An 18,204-nucleotide genomic window follows, 5' to 3' on the forward strand; every position below is an offset into this window, starting at 1 on the left:
GCGCCGCGTCAGCCGCGGAAGCCGGCGGGGTTCGCCAGCAGGTCGGCGAACGCGAGCTCGGCCGGGCCCACGAGCATGAGGCGCGAGCGCAGATGCGCCCTCTCGAGGCGGATCGTGCGCCCCTCGGCACCGAGCGGGTGCACGCGCACCGCGTCGGCGAGGCGCTCGCGACTCACCGACAGCAGGGCTCCGAGATAGCCCGAGAGCACCACGGTCTCGGGCGCGAAGGCGTTGACGAAGTTCGTCAGGGCGAGCGAGAGCATCTCGACCTGGCGGGTCACCTCGGTCATGACCCGCGGGTTGCGGGCGACACCGAGCTCGACGTCGAGTTCGTCCTCGTCGAGCTTGCGCCGCCCCAGGAGCGGTTCGATCAGGTCGAGGCTGACCTCGGCTTCGAGACACCCGCGCCGCCCGCACACGCACGGCCGGCCGCGGGGATCGACGACGGTGTGGCCGAGCTCGCCGGCGTAGCCCGACGTCCCGCGCAGGAGCGTGCCGTCGATGATCAGTCCCCCGCCGATGCTGTGCATCGCGCCGCCGAGGTACAGCAGGTTGCCCACGCCGACCCCCACGCCGAACCGCGACTCCGCGAGAGCGCCGATGCTGGCGTCGTTGCCCGCGGCCACCGGCATCCCGAGCTCGTCACTCAAGCGCGCGGCGACGGGATCGCGCTTCCAGCCGAGGGTCGGCGAGACGAGGACGGAACCGTTGGCGTTGACGAGACCGGGGACCGCGAGGCCCGCCCCGACCACGCGGTAGTGCCGATCGATGTCGGCGCGCATCGCCTCGACGGACGAGGCGACGATCTGCACGAAACGCTTCGGCGAGGGGGCGGTCGCGGTGTCGTGGCGGAGTCGCGCGTGCACCACCCCGCCGAGACCCACGAGAGCCACCGTGACCGCGTGCGGTTCGGCGCGGACGCTGAGCGCGGCCACGTGGTCTTCGGGCTCGAGGTCGAGGGTGGGGCGGCCGACCTTGCCCGTGCGCTCCCCGCTCGGCGCTTCGCGGACGAGGCCGAGCTCGGTCAGCTCCATCACGAGACCCGTGACGGTGGAGCGGTTCAGTCCCGTCGTCGCGCCCAATTGCGCGCGCGAGAGGGCACCCCGGGAGTGGAGGAGCGACAGGACGGACGAGAGGTTCTGCTGACGGATCAGATCGTTCGTCGTACGGCCAGCCGGCGGCGCGAGCGGGGTTGCAGGCTCGAACACGGCAGGGGTCATGAGAGGCGCACCTCCCCCATCATCGCATCACGACGCGGCGGGGCCGAAAGCGTGGATCGCGGGTGAAGAAGCGGAGCGGATGGGGAGCGGGCCCCGGGGCCGCGCTCCCCATCCGATCACGCACCGCCGTTGCGCCTCTTGTTGAAGATGTCGAACGCGACCGCCAGGAGCAGCACGATGCCCTTGATGGCCATCTGCCAAGCGGCATCGACGCTGAGGATCGACAGACCCATGTTCAGCACGCCCATGACCAGACCACCGACGACCGCGCCGACGACGGTTCCGATGCCACCCTGGACCGCCGCACCGCCGATGAACACCGCCGCGATGGCATCCAGCTCGTAGTTCTGGCCGGCCGAGGCCACCGCGCCACCGGCGCGGGCGGTGCTGACCACGGCGGCGAGACCGGCGAGAGCACCCATGTTGACGAAGATGAAGAAGTTGACCCACTTCGTCTTCACGCCGCTCATCACGGCCGCGAAGAGGTTGCCGCCCATGGCGTAGATGTGACGACCGAACGTCGTGCGATTCAGCACGAACGTGTAGGCCAGCACGAGCACCGCGAGGATGATCAGCACGATCGGCGTGCCGTTGTACGCGGCGATCGTGAACGCGGTGGCCATGATCGCGATGACCGCGACGAGGTTCTTGGCCCAGAACGACCAGGCGACCTCGCGCGGCAGCTCGAGGCGGCGCAGCGTCGCGCGGGTGCGCAGCTGCTGCACGACCAGCAGCACGCTGGCGATGGCACCGAGCGCGAGCGTCAGGGCGTCCCAGTTGCCGAGGTAGCCGAGGAACGGCGGCAGCCAGCCCGCGCCGATCGCGGTGAAGCCGTCGGGCAGACCGCTGATGGTGCCGCCGGTGAGCAGAACGAGCGTGAGACCGCGGAACAGCAGCATGCCCGCCAGCGTCACGATGAACGCGGGTATTCCGACGAAGGCGACCCAGAAGCCCTGCCAGGCACCGACCACGGCGCCGACGACGAGCGACAGCAGGACCGCCACGTACCAGGGCAGACCCCACTGGTTCATGGCGATCGCCGCGATCGCGCCCACCATCGCCACCACCGAACCGACCGACAGGTCGATGTGTCCGGCGATGATGACCATGACCATGCCGATCGCGAGGATCAGCACGTACGCGTTCTGCTGGATGAGGTTGTTGACGTTTCCGGGCATCAACAGGCGACCGCCGGTGAGCACCTGGAACAGCACGATGATGATGACCAGGGCGGCGAGGATGCCGAACTGCCGGAAGTTGATGCGCGACAGGATGCCGCGACGTCGCGGCCCCGGCTGGGTCGGCGCCTCGACCGTCTGGGTGGATGCGGTGGCCATTGCTGTCAGTTCCTTCCGGCGGTCATGTGCCGCATGAGGTTCTCCTGCGTGGCGTCGTCGCGGCTGACCTCGGCCGTGATGCGTCCCTCGGAGATCGTGTAGATACGGTCGGAGAGGCCGATGACCTCGGGCAGCTCCGACGAGATGACGATGACGGCCTTACCCTGGGCCGCGAGTTCGTTGATGATGCCGTAGATCTCGTACTTCGCCCCCACGTCGATGCCGCGGGTCGGCTCGTCGAGGATCAGCACGTCGGGTCCGGTGAACATCCACTTCGACAGGACGACCTTCTGCTGGTTGCCCCCGGACAGTCGCCCGGTGATCGCGGCGACGCTGGGCGCCTTGATGTTCATCTTGTAGCGGTACGAGTCGGCGACCTTGTACTCGCGGTAGCGGTCGACCACGCCCAGCCGCGCGAGACGGGCGAGGGCGGACGCCGAGACGTTGACCTGGATGTCGCCGATGAGGTTCAGACCGTATTTCTTGCGGTCCTCGGTGGCGTACGCGATGCCGTGCTTGATGGCGGCGTCGACGGTGCGGACGTCGATCTGCTGCCCGTTCTTGTAGACCTCGCCCGAGATGCCGGTGCCGTACATGCGGCCGAAGATGCTCATCGCGAGCTCGGTGCGACCGGCACCCATGAGACCGGCGAAGCCGACGATCTCGCCGGCGCGCACCATGAACGAGGCGTCGTCGATGACCACGCGCTCAGTGTCGACGGGGTGATGCACGGTCCAGTTCTCGACGCGGAAGAGTTCTTCGCCGATGTCGGGTTCGCGCGGCGGGAAGAGGCTGTTGAGATCGCGACCGACCATGGCGCGAATGATGCGCCCTTCGTCGGTGTCGGCGTCGGAGCGGTGCATCGTCTCGATCGTGCGACCGTCGCGGATGATCGTGATGCGGTCCGAGATGCGCAGCACCTCTTTGAGCTTGTGGCTGATGATGATGCAGGTGATGCCCTGGGTGCGCAGCTGGTCGATGAGGTCGAGCAGGTGGGCGGAGTCGTCGTCGTTCAGCGCGGCCGTGGGCTCGTCGAGGATGAGGAGCTTCACCTCTTTCGCGAGGGCCTTGGCGATCTCGACGAGCTGCTGCTTGCCGACGCCGAGCTCGAAGATCTTCGTCGCGGGGTTCTCGCGCAGCCCCACCCGCTTGAGCAGCTCGGCTGCCGCGGTGTTGGTGGCATTCCAGTCGATGACGCCGCGACGCGACTTCTCGTTGCCGAGGAAGATGTTCTCCGCGATCGAGAGGTACGGGCTCAGCGCCAACTCCTGGTGGATGATGACGATGCCGGCGGCCTCGCTGTCGTTGATCGAACGGAACGCCATCTGCTCGCCCTCGAGGGTGATGCTCCCCTCGAAGCTCCCGGCGGGATAGACGCCGCTGAGGACCTTCATCAAGGTCGACTTGCCGGCGCCGTTCTCGCCGCAGATCGCGTGGACCTCGCCGCGGTAGACGTCGATCGACACGTCAGCCAGAGCGGGAACCCCGTTGAACGACTTCGAGATCCCCGACATGCGCAGGATCGGTTCGGTCATGTGTGCTTGTCCCTCCGCCGCCCGCGGGGCGGCATTGTGGCTCCGCCGCCCGCCGGGCGGCATTTCGGCTCGGCCGCCCGGGGCGGCACGTGGAGCGGCGGGGCGGGCGAACCCGCCCCGCCGCAGGGTGGATCAGAGTCCGACGTCGGACGCCTTCAGGAAGCCCGAGTCGATGAGCTTCGACTGCACGTCGCCCTTGGTGACCACCTCGGGGGTCAGCAGGTACGAGGGGACGACCTTCTTGCCGTTGTCGTAGGTCTTCGTGTCGTTGACCTCGACGTCCTTGCCGTCCTTGATCTCCTGGATCATCGTGAAGACGCGGTCACCGAGGGCACGGGTGTCCTTCCAGACCGTCATCGCCTGGGCGCCGTCGAGGATCGCCTTGACGTTGGCCTTGTCGGCGTCCTGACCCGTGATGATCGGGTAGTCGGCGCCGGGGGTGTAGCCGGCCGACTTCAGCGACGCCTCGATACCGATGGCGAGGCTGTCGTTGGGCGAGAGCACCACGTTGACCTTCTTACCGTCGCCGTAGAACGACGAGAGGCGGTTGTCCATCTCGGACTGTGCCTTGTCGGACGCCCAGCCCTGGATGCCGATCGACGCCCATGCGTCGTCGTTGGCGGGCGACTTGCCGCTGGGGACGACCAGCTTGCCGCTGTCGACGTAGGGCTTGAGCACGTCCCAGGCACCGGCGAAGAAGAACTTCGCGTTGTTGTCGTCGGGGCTGCCGGCGAAGGGCTCGAGGTTGAAGGGACCCTTGCCGTCCTTCAGGCCGAGCTGCGACTCGATGTACTGACCCTGCAGGGTGCCGACCTTGTAGTTGTCGAACGTGGCGTAGTAGTCGACGTTCTCGCTGCCGTTGATGAGGCGGTCGTAGGCGATGACCTTGGCGTTCTGCGCCTTGGCCTCCTGCAGCACCGGGCCGAGGGTCGAACCGTCGATCGCGGCGATGACGAGGATCTTCGCGCCACCCGAGATCTGGTTCTGGATCTGGCTGATCTGCTGGTCGGTCTTGTTGTCGGCGTACTGCAGGTCGACGGTGCACCCGGCATCCTGGAGCTTCTTCTGCAGCTGCTCGCCGTCGTTGATCCAGCGCTCGAGGCTGCGGGTGGGCATCGCGATGCCGACGTTGCACTCGGTCGAGCCACCGCCCGCGGCGTCTCCACCGCCGTCTGCCGGACGCGTGGAGCTGCACGCCCCGAGACCGACGGCGAGTGCGGCGATGGCCGCACCGGTCAGGATTTTCTTCAGCATGTGATCTGCGTTCCTCTCTGAACAGCAGGGATCCTCGGATCCGTACCCGCGCCCTCCCCGGCGTCGGATCGGGTACGTCTTCGTTCCCGGCACTCTGGTCCGTCGAATTATGACGGCTCCGAAAAAATATCCACCCGAGAGGGTTTTGTCTATAGCCGCGTCAAAATTACGCACACCGTGACCGGAGCGTGATTTTCCACCCCCCGGGCGCACGAGAACGGGCGGGCCGCCGAAGCGCCCCGCCCGTCACCGACCCCGTCGATCAGACCCCGACGGTCTCTCTCTGCGTCGCCTTCGCCCGGCGACGCGCCACCACGCGATTGCGCCCGGCCGCGACCAGCACCACGAGCAGCACCGCGTAGATGGCGATGACGATCGGCCCCTGGAAGAGCGTCGTCAGGTCGCCGTTCGCGCTCATCGCGGCATCGCGCAGGCTGGTCTCGGCCAGCGGCCCGAGCACCATGCCGATGATGAGCGGTGCCAGCGGGTAGTCGTGCGCCCGCATCACGAAGCCGAGCAGACCGACCGCGAGCAGCAGCACGAGATCGAACGTCGCACCCGAGGTGGCGTAGATGCCGAGCCCGCAGAACACCGCGATCGCGGCGTACAGGTACGGGCGCGGGATGACCAGGAGCTTGGCCCACAGCATCGCGAACGGCAGGTTGAGGATCAGCAGCACGACCATCGCGATGAAGAAGCTCGCGATGAGGGCCCAGACCAGATCGGGTGCCCGCTCGAACAGCAGGGGTCCGGGCTGCAGACCGTACTGGCGGAAGGCGGCGAGCATGATGGCCGCCGTCGCCGACACCGGGAGCCCCAGCGCCAAAAGCGACCCCATCGCCATGCCCGTGGTCGAGTTGCCCGCGGCCTCGGGGGCGGCGAGGCCCCGGATGGCGCCGGTGCCGAAGCGCGGCTTCTTGCGCCGCCCGTCGAGGCGCTTCTCGATGCCGTAGGCGAGGAACGTGGGGATCTCGGAGCCGCCGGCGGGGATCACACCGAACGGCAGACCGATCGCCGTTCCGCGTAGCCACGCCGGGGTGGCCTCGACGAACTCGCGGCGGGTCAGCCACGGTCGGCCAGTCGGACGGATCATCTGCTTGTTGCTGATGTGCCGCTCCAGGCACGCGACGTAGATGACCTCGCCGAGGGCCAGGATGCCGACGGTCACGGTGATCAACGAGATGCCGTCGAACAGGTTGGGCGAGTCCATCGTGAAGCGCGGGGCGCCGGTGACGCCGTCGATGCCGATCACCGCGATGCCGAGACCCAGCAGCAGGGACGCGAGGCCCTTGCCGGCGTTGTCGGTCACGACCGACGAGGTCGCCGCGAACGCGAAGATCGCGAGCGCGAAGAACTCCGCCGGTCCGAAGCTGCTCGACAGCCCCGCGAGCACGGGCGCGAAGAACACCAGCAGGATGGCGGCGATGATGCCGCCGATGAAGGCGCCGATCGCCGCGGTGGCGAGCGCCTGCGCGGCGCGTCCGTTGAGCGCCATCTTGTGGCCCTCGAAGGTCGACGCGATCGCCGAGGCCTGGCCGGGCGTGTTCAGCAGGATGCCGGTGATCGAGTCGCCGAACAGCCCGCCGAAGTACACACCCGAGAACATGATGAACGCGGCGGTCGGGTCGAGCGAGAAGGTCACCGGCAGAAGCAGTGCGACCGCCATCGAGGAGCCGAGGCCGGGCATGACGCCGACCGCGGTTCCGAGCACGCAGCCCACGAGCACCCAGATGAGGTTCTGGGGGGTCAGGGCGCCGGCGAATCCCTCGCCGAGGAGAACGAGAACGTCCATGTCAGAAGGCCCATCCGAGGATTCCGGAGGGCAGGGACAGACCCAACCCCATGTCGAAGGCGATGTAGCTGAGCGAGCTGATGGTCAGCCCGACCAGGAGGGCGAACAGCACCTTGCGCTGGCCGAACCCGCGGGCGATGCCCGTGAACAGCAGGGCGGCGGCGATGATCCAGCCCAGGATGCCGAGCAGGAACGCGAACGCGAGGAATGAGCCCGCGACCCATGCGAACGAGCGCCAGTCGACGCCGACCGCGCGCTCGCCGGCCTCCTCCTCTTCGATCGAGGGGGTGACCAGCGCCGCGCGCACCGCCTGGATGCCGAGGATGATGGCGAACGTGTAGAGCCCTGCCGCGATGATGCCGGGGAAGAACTGCGGGCCCGGGAAGGCCGCGCTCGGCGGCACCTTCATCACGACGATGCCGTACAGCAGGTACGTCGCGAAGGCGGCGAGGATCGCGGGCATGATCAGCGCCTTCGCGATGCCGCGGGGGCCGCTCCCCCGCTGGAACCGCAGGCGGTTGCCGACGGTCGCCGAGACGGAGGTGGGGTTGTTGTTCGACGGCATCACAGGCCCATCTCCTCGTACAGGCGCTCGATGCGCTCGCGCTCGTCGGCGAGGAAGACGTCGAGCTCATCGCCGGTGATGACGCGCTCGGTCCAGTGGTAGCGGGCGCGGGCGTCGGCCCACTCGGGCGTCGCGATCGAGTCGAGGACGAGCTCGGTCAGCCCGTCGACCTGCTCGTCGTCGAGCCCGCTCGGGGCGGCCAGCATGCGCCAGTTGGTCAGGCCCACCTGGTAGCCCTGGTCGACCGCGGTGGGGATGTCGATGCCCTCGATCGGCTCGGCCGCGACGAGGGCGAGGGCGCGCAGGCGCCCCGACTCGATCTGGTCGATGTTGTCGGGGTAGCCGCCGGCCGCCGCCCGGGCGGTGCCGTTGAGCAGGGCCTGGATGGCCTCGCCACCACCGTCGGACGAGATGTAGGTCATGTCGACCGGCGCGATGCCCGCGGCGAGCGCGAGCTCGGCCACGACGAGCTGGTCGAACGAGCCGCCGCCGGTCCAGGGCAGGGCGCGCGGGTCCTGCTTCCAGGCCTGCACGAGGTCGTCGAGGCTCTGGTAGGGCGAGTCGGCCGGGACCACGATGACGTCGTACTCCTCGACCATGACGGCCAGCGGAGTGACGTCGTCGAGGGTCGCGGCCGAGTTGAACTGCACGGTCGCGGCGAGGAGCCCCGTGCCGCCGACCAGGAGGTTTCCGGCCTGCCCGTTGAGCACCGAGACATTGCCGAGGGCGATGGTGCCGCCGGCGCCGGGCATGTTGACCACCTGCACGTTGTTGACCAGGCCGTTGGCCTTCTGCGCCTGCTGCAGCTCGCGGGCGACGCCGTCCCAGCCGCCGCCGGCGGCGGCGGGCGCGATGATCGTCATCGACGCGTGGATGTCGTCGCCGGCGGATGCCGAGGTGATCGAGCCGTACGAAGCGACGGCGATCGCGGTTACGGCGACCGCTCCCCCCGCGAGGCGGCCGATCCAACGGCGCCGCGGCCGGTCGACCGGTGCGCTGTCGGTCCGGGCGCTGCCGGCCGGCGGATGGTCGGGGACAGATGAAGGCGTAGGCTCCGTCATCACAGCTCCTCCTCGCGGACGTCGTCGTTCCGCGGAATGTGAAGACGCTCCCAGGAGGGGTGGCACGGCGCAGCCCCCGCGCGCTTTGTGCTCATATTGCGTGCGACAGGAAGCCCACCATGCGCGAGTACTCCCCGGCGCTCACCCCGCGAGCGGTGAGGCGCGTGCTCGTGGTACTGCCGAGCGTCATCGTTCTGTTCGCCGTGGGGCTGACCACCGTGATCGCCGCCTCGGTGCAGGAGCGCCGCATCCGCGACGACACCGTGGAGCGCGTGTACGACGTGGCCTCCGGGCTCGCCGAGCTCGACGACGTGCGCCTGGCCGCGGCATCCGTGTCGCGCGCCGGAACGGCGGATGATCTCGCGGATGCCGGAGACCTCTCGCCCGCGACGGCGGTGCTGCAACCGCTGGCCGACCTCGTCGAGCGCACGACCGGGGTGTTCTACGTCGTCATCACCGATGACGAGGGCGTGCGCATCACCCACCCCGAGGTCACGCAACGCGGCGTGCTCGTCGAGACCGCCAACGCGAGCGTGCTGGCGGGGACGCCGTTCGTCGGCATCGAGACGGGGCCCTCGGGCAGCACGGTGCGCGCGAAGGTCCCCATCAGCTCCGACGGCACGATCGTCGGCATGGTCGCGGTGGGGGTGCTCGAATCGCGCATGCTGGCGGACCGTGACGAGGCCCTCGGCGCCCTGCTGCCCTGGGCGCTGGGGGCGCTCGTGGTCGGCACCCTGGCGTCGTCGCTGCTGGCCGCCGCGATCGAACGGCGCTTCCGGCAGGCCGACGCGCTCGCGGCGGCGCAGGAGCAGAGCACGCGGACGATGGCGGCCCTGCGCGAGCAGGCGCACGAGTTCGGCACGCGGCTGCACGTGCTGCACGGTCTGGTCTCGCACGGAGACACGCGCGACGCACTGGCCTACATCGCCGACGCCGCCCCGACGCTCACCGCCCGCCCGGCCTCGGACACCCGGCTCGGCCCGTCGGTCGTGGGGGCGAGTCTCGAGGCGCTGCGCGCGGAGGTCGCCGCCCTCGGGGCGCACCTCGAGGTGCAGGTCGACCGCGACCTGCCCGTCGACGAGACGGTGCTGGTCGTCCTCGCCAACCTGTGTCGCAACGCCGCCGAGGCGGGTGCCTCGCGCGTGCGCTGCACGCTCTCGCAGATCGGCGACCGGCTGCACGGAGCGGTCGACGACGACGGTCCGGGGCTTGATGCGAACGACGTCGAGCGCGCGTTCTCGGTGGGCCACTCCTCGAAGCCCGACGTCACCGGCACCGGGCGCGGACTCGGACTCGGGCTCGTCCGTCGCGCCGTCGCCGAGCGCGGGGGCGAGGTCACCGTCAGCCGATCGGCGTGGGGCGGCGCGAGCTTCTCGTTCGAGATGGCGGTCCCGCGATGACTGACGATCCGGTGCGGGTGCTCGTCGTCGACGACGACGCCGCGGCGCGCGCGCTGCACGGCCGCTTCGTCGATGAGACACCGGGCTTCCGGGTGATCGGGTCGGCGGCGACCGGGATCGCGGCCGTCGAACGCGCGCGACAGGACGTCGACCTGGTGCTGCTCGACATGCGACTGCCCGACATCAGCGGGGTCGAGGTGCTGCACCGCCTGCGGACGCGGGGGGCCGAGGGGCTCGACGTGCTCGTCATCAGCTCGTCGCAGGACCAGGTGACCGTGCGGCAGGCGCTCGCCGCACACGTCGTGGGCTACCTCGTGAAGCCGTTCACGCAGGAGATGCTGCAGCGTCGCCTCGACACGTACCGCCGCGAGCGGCAGGCGCGCGCCGAGGCCGATCGCGATCGCGCTCTGACGCAGGGTGACATCGATCGCCTGCTCGGAACGGGCACGGTGCGCGTGCCCGAACGCTCGTCTCCGGCGCCGCTGCCGAAGGGCCTCGCCCAGGTCACCCTCGACCGGGTGCGGGCGAGTCTCGACCCGGTCGCCTTCGTCTCGTCATCCGACGTCGCCTCCGCCTGCGGCCTGTCGCGGGCCACGGCTCAGCGCTACCTCGAGCACCTGGTGTCGACCGGGGTCATCGACCTCGCGCACCGGTACGGCGCCCGCGGGCGCCCGCGCATCCTCTACCGTCTGGCCCCGTCGCCGCCCGGCTGAGCACGCGTCAGCGCGTGTCGCGGTCGGCTCCCGACCAGAGGTCGCCGCACTCCACGAGGTCGGCCTCCTGGGCGATGAGGTACGGGCGGGCCCCGATTTCACCCGTCACCGCCGCTGAGATCCCCGCCCAGTGCGCGCGGCCGAGCAGCACCGGGTGACCGGGCGCGCCGTCGTAGGTGGCCTGCGCGAGGGCGCCGGGCTCCACTCGGCGGGCGAGGCGGGCGACCGCTGTCGCCGGGACGTCGGGGGTGTCGACGGGCAGCACCACGACGGCGTCGGAGGACCCGGATGCCACGACCTCGAGCCCCGCGCGCAGCGACGCGGCCACGCCGGTGGCCCACTCGTCGACGCGCACGATCGCCGTACCCGCAGGGACGAGACCCGCGGCCTCGTCGAAGCCGGCGCCGAGCGCGACCGCGACGTCGCGGCATCCCCCCTCCCGCAGGGCCCGAACGGCGAGGGCGAGCCACGGGGTGCCTGCGGAGGTGCGCGCGAGGGCCTTGGGCCCCCCGAACCGACGCCCCGCGCCCGCGGCCAGCACGAGTCCCGACACGGTTCCGGGAAGGGCGGCGGGCATGGTCACGACAGCGTAGCGTGCGCGAAACACGCCCCGATTACGGTCGCATCCATGCTCGAACTGGCCGCCGACCTGGTGCCGCTGATCGACGCGGGCGTACCCGTGGCGGCCGTCACCGTCACGGCCGTCGTGCGCAGCGCCCCCCGCGGAGTGGGAGCGACGCTTGCCGTCACGCGGGACGCGCGGGTGATCGGATCGATCTCGGGCGGCTGCGTCGAGAGCGACGCGGTCATGCTCGGTCTCGACGCGCTGCGCACCGGGACCGTGCGCCGAGCGCGTTTCGGTTTCGGCGACGACGACGCGATCGCGCCGATCGCCGCCGGGCTCGCGTGCGGCGGGGCCGTCGACGTCGTCGCCTACCGGGTCGACGCCGCGCACCGCGATGCGCTCATCGCGGCGAGAGAGGGTCGCGAGGCGTCGCTGCGCCTCGAGCTCGACGGCGAGCCGCTGGTGCTCCACCGCCCCGCTCCCCCGCGGCTGATCATCCTCGGCGCCGGCGAGCACGCCGCGGCCCTGTGCCGAGTGGGCGCCGCCGCCGGCTTCGCGGTGACCGTATGCGACGACTGGGCGTTGCTCGTGACGCGGGACCGCTTCCCCGACGCCGCCGACCTCGTCGTCGGAGCACCCCACGAGGTCCTCGCCGCTCTCCCCGCCCCCGACGAACGGACGGCGGTGTGCGTCCTCACCCACGACGAACGCCTCGACGTCCCCGCGATCCGCGTGGCGCTGCGCCTGCCGGTGGGCTTCGTCGGCGCGATGGGAGCCCGAGCCACCGTCTCGCGCCGCGGCGCCCTGCTCCGCGCCGCCGGAGTGACGGATGCCGAGCTCTCGCGCCTCCACTCCCCCCTGGGGCTCGACCTGGGTGGACGCTCCCCCGAAGAGACGGCCCTGTCGGTGATCGCCGAGATCGTGGCATCCCGGAACGCGGCCGACGCCCGCCCGCTCCGCGACGCCGGCGAACGCCGCCTGCACGCGATCGCGGGCGGCAGCGCGTCCTGCGCGGTGAGGAGCGCGTGAGCGTCGTCGTCGTCCGCGGAGCGGTCGCCGTCGTGGAGGGACCCGGTCGCGTGCGCAGGGGCGACGTCGTCCTCGTCGACGGGATGGTCGCCGATGCAGCGGACACGACGGATGCCGAGATCATCGACGCCACCGACTGCGTCGTCACACCGGGTCTGGTCAACGCCCACCATCACCTCCTGCAGACCGCGTTCCGGACGTTGCCGGGAACCCGCGGCATCCCGATGCGCGAATGGCTCCCGGCCATGGCCGGGGCCTACGCCGAGGCGCGAGTCGATCCCGAACTGACCGGGCTCGCCGCCCGCGCCGGCCTCGCCGAAGCGCTGCTGAGCGGGGTGACGACCGTCGCCGACCACCACCTGACCTGGCCCGCCGAGGCGGATGGCGTCGGGATGGCCCGAGCGGCGGCTCGCGCGGCGACCGACCTCGGCGCCCGCCTGGTGTTCGTGCGAGGAGCGGCGCGCGACGACCCGCAGACCGCGGCCGCGTCGGCCGAGGCGATCGTCTCGACCCTCGTCCCCGACCGCCCCGGCGGGATCTCGGCCGACGGCATGCTCCAGGTCGCCGTGGGCCCGGCCGGTGTGCACAGCGACCCCCGCGAGACCTTCGCCCTGCTCGGCGAGGTCGCCCGGCGCCACGGGCTCCGTCGGCGCACGCAGGCCAACGAGGTCGTCGACGTCGAGATCGCCCTCGAGCGCTACGGCAGGCGTCCCCTCGATCTGCTCGACGACTGGGGCTGGCTCGCCCCCGACGTCACCCTCGCCCACCTGTGCGACATCTCGGATGACGAGATCGCCCGGGTCGCGGCATCCGGAGCCTCCGCCACCCATGCGCCCGGCTGCGACGTGCCCATGGGGTGGGGGGTCGCGCCGGTGCGGCGTCTCCTCGACGCCGGCGTCGCCGTCGGACTCGGGACGAGCGGAGGGGGCAGCAACGATGCGGGGCACCTGCTCGCCGACGCGCGCCTGGCGATGCAGGTGTCGGCCCTCGTCGGTCCGCAGCTCGCGGCATCCGACGTCCTGGCCATGGCCGGCGCGGGCTCGGCCGACGGGCTCGGGCGACCTGAGCTCGGCCGCCTCGTCGCGGGCTCGGCCGCAGACCTCTGCGTGTGGGACGTGTCGGGTGTCGCCGACGCCGGCGTAGCCGATCCGGTCGCGGGGCTGCTCTGGGCGTCACCCGGTCGTCGCCCTCGCACGGTCGTCGTCGGTGGACGCACGGTCGTCGACGACGGGCGACTCGTGCGCGCCGACGAGCGCGAGATCGTCGGCGCACTGTTCGAGAGGGTGGGACGATGACGACCATGGCTCCCGTGATGGACACCCCGAGCAGCGACGAACGCCTGGGCGCGCACCTGCGCGGTCTGCGCAAGGCGCGCGGACTCACCCTCACCCAGCTCGCCGAGGCGGCGACCCTGTCGCACCCCTTCCTCAGCCAGTTGGAGCGGGGCCTGGCCCGGCCCAGCATGGCCAGCCTGGAACGGCTCGCCCGGGCGCTCGGGACCAGCCGCGTCGAGCTGCTCGCGGGATCGGAGCCGCCGCGCGCCGACCACGACGCCGAACCCTCGTTCGTCGCCGCCGACGAGGGCGTCATCGGACCGTACGCCGAGGGCACCGCCCGGCTCCTCGCCGAGGGGCCGCGCCGTTTCGAACCCCTCGAGTTCACCGGATCGAACGCCGCGGCCGGCGACCATTACGTGCACGACGAAGACGAGTTCCTCACGGTCCTCGAGGGGTCGATCGTCATCTCGTTCGGCGGCTTCGGCGAGCGCATTCTGCGCGTCGGCGACTCGGTCTACTGCCGCTCGGGCACCCCGCACCGCTGGCACTCGCCCGACGGTTCGACGTACCGACTGCTCATCGTGAAAGAGCTCGTGCACGGCGGGGCCGACGACCTGATCGAACAGGAGAACACGTGAGCGCAGGCGTCACCTTCGAAGCCGTCGTGCGCCGGCGGCGCGATGCCGCGGACGGTGTCGTCGTCCTCGATCTCGAGCGGTCGACCGGCGCCCTGCCGCACTGGTCGCCCGGGGCGCACATCGACGTCGTCCTGCCCGGCGGGATCGAACGGCAGTACTCGTTGTGCGGCTCGCCGACCGAGCGCGGCACCTGGCGGATCGGCGTCCTGCGGGAGCGCGAGGGATCGGTCTGGTTGCACGAGAACGCCCACGTCGGGTCGGCCCTGCGCGTGCGCGGGCCCGCCAACCACTTCCTGTTCGCCCCCACCGCGGGGCGCTCGTACGTCTTCGTCGCGGGAGGCATCGGCATCACCCCGATCGTGCCGATGATCGAGGCCGCCGAGGCCGCGGGCGCCGAGTGGACCCTGCTCTACGTCGGGCGGTCGCGCTCCACCATGGCCTTCGTCGACGAGCTCGAGGCGCAGTGCGGCCCGCGGGTCGAGGTGTACGCCGCGGACGAGGGCCGCCGCCTCGACCTCGCCGCCCGTTTCGAGACGCCCGTGACACGCACCGTCGTATACGCGTGCGGACCCGCGCGCCTTCTCGAGGGACTGGATGCCGCGATGTCGGGCTGGCCCCGCGGGAGCCTCCACGTCGAGCGGTTCGAGGCGAAGGTGCTCGGCCCTCCCGTGTGGCAGGAACCGTTCGAGGTCGACCTCATGATGTCGGGACTGACGGTGACGGTGCCGCCCGAGCGGTCGGTGCTCGACGTGATCGAGGAGCAGGGCATCGTCGTCCCCTCGAGCTGCCGCGTGGGCACCTGCGGCACGTGCGAGGTCGCCGTGATCGACGGCGACATCGAGCACCGCGATTCGGTGCTCTCCCCCGAGGAGCAGGATGCCAACCGCTCGATGATGCCGTGCGTCTCGCGCGCCGCCTGCCCGCGGATCACGCTCGAGCTGTAGGCGCTCCGACGTCGGCCCGCCCCGCGGAGGCCGCGACCGGAGGGGCCCAGACGGCGGCGACCACGAGCGGGACGGCGAGCAGTAGCCAGGCCGCGGCCGGAACCGCGGTCCAGCCGAGCAGCGCGCCGACCGCGACGTTGCCGATGAGCACGGCCACGCCGCCGCACGTCGAGAGCAGACCGAAGAACGATCCGGTCGGCAGCATCGCGGCGAACCGCGGGACGAGTCCCTGCGCCGTGGGATTCGTCGTCAGGTGGCCGACGACGACGAGCCCCGCGGCGACGAACACGGCCACCACGCGCCCCGAGGCGTCGAGCGGAACGACGACACTCGCGGCGACCACGACGAATCCAGCGGACGAGAGCCCGTACCCCGCCCGCAGAGCACGGGCCGCGCCCACCCGGTGGCACCAGCGCGACACCGGCAGCTGCAGCACGAGCGTGAGCGCCGAGACCCACGCGAACACCGCCGCGACGACCCCCGGGCCCGCGCCGGCACGCGCGAGCTGGAGGGGAAGCGCGAGGTAGAGCTGGTTGAAGGCCAGCAGGTCCGCCGCGTGCAGGGCCGAAAAGGCCACGAACCGTCGGTCGCGGAGCGACCACCACCGTCCGCGGATCCCCCGCTCCGTCGCCGCGGGCGTCCGACGCGGCAGAGCGAGGGCGAGGAACACGGCGATCAGCACGAAGAGGGCGGCCCCGGCCAGAGCCACCACCACGAACCCCCACCCGAGCAGAGCGGCTCCCAGCAGCGGGCCGAGCACCGCCCCGAACTCACCCGCGACGCTCAGCCACGCGAACAGCGAGGCGCGGGACCTCGCACTCGCGGGGGCACGGCGCTGCTCGGCATCCGCCACGAGGATGTTGACCCCCGGCGAGAAGAGCGCGCCGCCGAGACCCGTGAGCACGGTCCCCCCGATGAAGAGGGCGAGGTGAGGGGTCGGAGCCAGCAGCGACAGGGCGAGCGTGGCGAAGCCGAGCACGCGCACGGCACACCCGGCGAGGATCGTCCGCCGCGCACCGAAGCGGTCGGCGAGCACCCCGCCGACCAGGAACATGCCCTGCTGCGCGAAGGTGCGCACCCCGAGGATCAGACCGATCGCGGCGGCGGTCAGGCCGAAATCATCGGTGAGCACGAGCGCGAGGAACGGGACGACGGCGAAGAAGCCCACGTTGAACAGCAGCTGTGTTCCCAGCAGCACCGGCATGCGGGCGGCACGGGGCGGGGCGGGAATGACGGGCACGGCGATCTCCGGGGGTGGGGGCGGTGACCGCCCGGACGATCCTGCCATCCCGTCCCTCCCACTCGCGAACGCGGGGCGGCGGCGGCGGTCACGGGGCGGGCGAGGGCGGCGACGAGAACAGGTTGATCGAGCGAAAAACAGCCTGTCGTCGTGGCATCCCCTGTTCTCGTCGCACCCGACGCGACGGATGCCACCGCCTGTCCGACAACTTTGTCGAGAGGGTCACGCGGGGGAAATACAGCGGAAACGCGCGGTTCCTAGCATCGGAACATCGCCGGATGTTGGTCACACCAACACTGACGCCGCCGCCTCGAGCGGCTCGCCCCGCTGCTGTGGCTCCCGTCTCGACGCCTGTCTTCTCGACTCCTCCGGAGGCCCTCGTGTCTGCCGCTCCACCCGTCTCGATCGCCGCCCTGCGCGGCGTGCGCCTGGCCTCGGGCGCCCTCGTCGACATCGCGCTCGACGGCGACGAGGTGCTCGCCGTGGTGCCGGCCGGCAGCCCCCTCCCCGAGACCGACGGAGAGATCCTCGACCTCGACGGGTACGTCGTCACGGCCGCGGGAGCGGAACCGCACGCGCACCTCGACAAGTCCCAGTCCTGGGATGCCATCGACCCCCCGTTCGGCGACCTCGAGCGCGCGATCGAGAGCTGGCACGCCTTCGCCCTGACCCTCGACGAGGACGACACCCTCGAGCGGGCGCGCGCCACGGCGTCGCGGATGCTGGCATCGGGCATCACCGCGATCCGGACGCACGTCGATCTGCTGCGCGGAGAAGACGCGCTGACCGGCGTGCGCGCGCTCGTCCGCCTGCGCGCCGAGCTCGACGGGATCATGGATCTCGAACTCGTCGCCCTCGGCGGACCGACGGTGGCCGACGAGGTCTTCGACGCCGCCCTGGACGCGGGAATCGACCTGGTGGGCGGAGCTCCGCACCTCGCCGAGGACCCGATCGCCGATCTCGAACGACTCATCGCCCTGGCTCGCCGTCGCGACGTCGGGCTCGACCTGCACACCGACGAGAGCCTCGCCGGAGCCGACACCCTCGCCGCCTACGCGAGCGCGGTCACCGGGTGGCATCGCCCTCGCACCGCCGGGCACTGCGTGCGCCTGAGCATGATGCCCGCGACCGACCTCGAACCCCTCGCGGCCGCCGTCAGGGCCGCCGACATCGGCATCATCGCCCTCCCCATCACGAACCTCTACCTCCAGGGCTGGGGCGCCGACCACGCCACCCCCCGCGGTATCGCACCGATCCGCCGCCTCAAGGACGCGGGAGTGCGCGTCGCCGCCGGTGCCGACAACGTGCGCGACCCCTTCAACCCCGTCGGCCGGTGCGACCACCTCGAGACCGCCTCCCTGCTGGTCAGCGCCGGTCACCTCGCCCCCGCGGACGCCCTCGACGCCGTGACCGTCGGCGCCCGAGACGTGATGAACCTCCCCTTCGCCGGACCCGTCGCCGGCGCCCGCGCCGACCTCGTCGCGGTGAAGGCCGACTCGCTCGGCGACACCGTGGCCTTCGCCAGCGCCGACCGCGTGGTGCTGCACCGGGGCCGGCTCGTCAGCCGCACCACGGTATCGACCCGAACCGCCGTCCCCACCCCGACCGCCGCGCCCGCGACGGCCTCCTGACCA

The 18,204-nt window shown here is 71.3% G+C and carries 16 protein-coding genes; 7 read left to right on the forward strand and 9 right to left on the reverse strand.

Annotated elements, in window-relative coordinates; genetic code table 11:
* Nucleotides 1–8: 8 nt before the first annotated feature.
* The 7 genes from QBE02_RS09235 to QBE02_RS09265 form a co-directional block, all read right to left on the reverse strand.
* Complete coding sequence (locus QBE02_RS09235; protein ID WP_056225652.1) at nt 9–1,220, reverse strand: ROK family protein; 1,212 nt, start codon at nt 1,218–1,220, stop codon at nt 9–11.
* A 116-nt stretch (nt 1,221–1,336) separates the two neighbouring features.
* Complete coding sequence (mmsB, locus tag QBE02_RS09240; RefSeq protein ID WP_056225649.1) at nt 1,337–2,557, reverse strand: multiple monosaccharide ABC transporter permease; 1,221 nt, start codon at nt 2,555–2,557, stop codon at nt 1,337–1,339.
* A gap of 5 nt (nt 2,558–2,562) precedes the next feature.
* Nucleotides 2,563–4,092: a multiple monosaccharide ABC transporter ATP-binding protein gene (mmsA, locus tag QBE02_RS09245; protein WP_268103029.1), complete on the reverse strand. Its 1,530-nt coding sequence runs from the start codon at nt 4,090–4,092 to the stop codon at nt 2,563–2,565.
* Nucleotides 4,093–4,224: 132 nt separating this feature from the next.
* Nucleotides 4,225–5,346: a multiple monosaccharide ABC transporter substrate-binding protein gene (gene chvE, locus QBE02_RS09250; RefSeq protein WP_268103028.1), complete on the reverse strand. Its 1,122-nt coding sequence runs from the start codon at nt 5,344–5,346 to the stop codon at nt 4,225–4,227.
* 262 nt (nt 5,347–5,608) lie between these two features.
* Entirely contained in the window at nt 5,609–7,138 is a 1,530-nt protein-coding gene (locus tag QBE02_RS09255; RefSeq protein ID WP_279365462.1) for a tripartite tricarboxylate transporter permease, read from the reverse strand.
* Between the two features lies 1 nt (nt 7,139).
* On the reverse strand, nt 7,140–7,703 hold the full coding sequence (locus tag QBE02_RS09260; RefSeq protein WP_279365463.1) for a tripartite tricarboxylate transporter TctB family protein: 564 nt from the start codon (nt 7,701–7,703) through the stop codon (nt 7,140–7,142).
* The gene (locus QBE02_RS09265) at nt 7,703–8,764 is read right to left on the reverse strand and encodes a tripartite tricarboxylate transporter substrate binding protein (RefSeq protein ID WP_279365464.1); all 1,062 of its coding nucleotides are present in this window, start codon (nt 8,762–8,764) and stop codon (nt 7,703–7,705) included. The genes QBE02_RS09260 and QBE02_RS09265 overlap by 1 nt, the downstream gene beginning before the upstream one ends.
* A gap of 119 nt (nt 8,765–8,883) precedes the next feature.
* Here QBE02_RS09265 and QBE02_RS09270 point away from each other — a divergent pair, with 119 nt between their 5' ends.
* Complete coding sequence (locus QBE02_RS09270) at nt 8,884–10,164, forward strand: ATP-binding protein (protein ID WP_279365465.1); 1,281 nt, start codon at nt 8,884–8,886, stop codon at nt 10,162–10,164.
* Nucleotides 10,161–10,877 carry a response regulator gene (locus QBE02_RS09275; protein ID WP_279365466.1) on the forward strand — a complete coding sequence of 239 codons (717 nt, stop codon included), beginning with the start codon at nt 10,161–10,163 and terminating at the stop codon, nt 10,875–10,877. The genes QBE02_RS09270 and QBE02_RS09275 overlap by 4 nt, the downstream gene beginning before the upstream one ends.
* Nucleotides 10,878–10,884: 7 nt before the next feature.
* On the opposite strand, the gene QBE02_RS09280 is transcribed toward QBE02_RS09275, so the two are convergent.
* Complete coding sequence (locus QBE02_RS09280) at nt 10,885–11,454, reverse strand: nucleotidyltransferase family protein (protein ID WP_279365467.1); 570 nt, start codon at nt 11,452–11,454, stop codon at nt 10,885–10,887.
* 51 nt (nt 11,455–11,505) lie between these two features.
* Here QBE02_RS09280 and QBE02_RS09285 point away from each other — a divergent pair, with 51 nt between their 5' ends.
* Genes QBE02_RS09285 through QBE02_RS09300 form a run of 4 tightly spaced genes read left to right on the forward strand, consistent with a single transcriptional unit; the run spans nt 11,506 to nt 15,330 of the window.
* The gene (locus tag QBE02_RS09285; protein WP_279365468.1) at nt 11,506–12,471 is read left to right on the forward strand and encodes an XdhC family protein; all 966 of its coding nucleotides are present in this window, start codon (nt 11,506–11,508) and stop codon (nt 12,469–12,471) included.
* Nucleotides 12,468–13,766 (forward strand): amidohydrolase family protein, encoded by a 1,299-nt coding sequence (locus tag QBE02_RS09290; RefSeq protein ID WP_279365469.1) that lies wholly within the window; start codon nt 12,468–12,470, stop codon nt 13,764–13,766. The genes QBE02_RS09285 and QBE02_RS09290 overlap by 4 nt, the downstream gene beginning before the upstream one ends.
* The gene (locus QBE02_RS09295; RefSeq protein WP_268103020.1) at nt 13,763–14,386 is read left to right on the forward strand and encodes a helix-turn-helix domain-containing protein; all 624 of its coding nucleotides are present in this window, start codon (nt 13,763–13,765) and stop codon (nt 14,384–14,386) included. Before QBE02_RS09290 ends, QBE02_RS09295 begins: the two co-directional genes overlap by 4 nt.
* Nucleotides 14,383–15,330, forward strand: coding sequence for a PDR/VanB family oxidoreductase (locus tag QBE02_RS09300; RefSeq protein WP_279365470.1), 948 nt, complete (start codon nt 14,383–14,385; stop codon nt 15,328–15,330). The genes QBE02_RS09295 and QBE02_RS09300 overlap by 4 nt, the downstream gene beginning before the upstream one ends.
* On the opposite strand, the gene QBE02_RS09305 is transcribed toward QBE02_RS09300, so the two are convergent.
* Nucleotides 15,314–16,570: an MFS transporter gene (locus tag QBE02_RS09305; RefSeq protein ID WP_279365471.1), complete on the reverse strand. Its 1,257-nt coding sequence runs from the start codon at nt 16,568–16,570 to the stop codon at nt 15,314–15,316. The two genes, QBE02_RS09300 and QBE02_RS09305, sit on opposite strands and share 17 nt — an antisense overlap.
* A gap of 380 nt (nt 16,571–16,950) precedes the next feature.
* Here QBE02_RS09305 and QBE02_RS09310 point away from each other — a divergent pair, with 380 nt between their 5' ends.
* Nucleotides 16,951–18,201 carry an amidohydrolase family protein gene (locus QBE02_RS09310; RefSeq protein ID WP_279365472.1) on the forward strand — a complete coding sequence of 417 codons (1,251 nt, stop codon included), beginning with the start codon at nt 16,951–16,953 and terminating at the stop codon, nt 18,199–18,201.
* Nucleotides 18,202–18,204: the final 3 nt, after the last annotated feature.

The organism is Microbacterium testaceum (assembly GCF_029761935.1).
GTDB lineage: Bacteria > Actinomycetota > Actinomycetes > Actinomycetales > Microbacteriaceae > Microbacterium > Microbacterium testaceum_A.

Coding starts and splice junctions, on each gene's coding strand:
- QBE02_RS09270 (WP_279365465.1), top strand. CDS start 8,884: ATGCGCGAGTACTCCCCGGCGCTCACCCCGCGAGCGGTGAGGCGCGTG.
- mmsB (WP_056225649.1), bottom strand. CDS start 2,557: ATGGCCACCGCATCCACCCAGACGGTCGAGGCGCCGACCCAGCCGGGG.
- QBE02_RS09235 (WP_056225652.1), bottom strand. CDS start 1,220: ATGACCCCTGCCGTGTTCGAGCCTGCAACCCCGCTCGCGCCGCCGGCT.
- QBE02_RS09280 (WP_279365467.1), bottom strand. CDS start 11,454: ATGCCCGCCGCCCTTCCCGGAACCGTGTCGGGACTCGTGCTGGCCGCG.
- QBE02_RS09295 (WP_268103020.1), top strand. CDS start 13,763: ATGACGACCATGGCTCCCGTGATGGACACCCCGAGCAGCGACGAACGC.
- QBE02_RS09260 (WP_279365463.1), bottom strand. CDS start 7,703: ATGCCGTCGAACAACAACCCCACCTCCGTCTCGGCGACCGTCGGCAAC.
- QBE02_RS09255 (WP_279365462.1), bottom strand. CDS start 7,138: ATGGACGTTCTCGTTCTCCTCGGCGAGGGATTCGCCGGCGCCCTGACC.
- QBE02_RS09275 (WP_279365466.1), top strand. CDS start 10,161: ATGACTGACGATCCGGTGCGGGTGCTCGTCGTCGACGACGACGCCGCG.
- chvE (WP_268103028.1), bottom strand. CDS start 5,346: ATGCTGAAGAAAATCCTGACCGGTGCGGCCATCGCCGCACTCGCCGTC.
- mmsA (WP_268103029.1), bottom strand. CDS start 4,092: ATGACCGAACCGATCCTGCGCATGTCGGGGATCTCGAAGTCGTTCAAC.
- QBE02_RS09285 (WP_279365468.1), top strand. CDS start 11,506: ATGCTCGAACTGGCCGCCGACCTGGTGCCGCTGATCGACGCGGGCGTA.
- QBE02_RS09265 (WP_279365464.1), bottom strand. CDS start 8,764: ATGACGGAGCCTACGCCTTCATCTGTCCCCGACCATCCGCCGGCCGGC.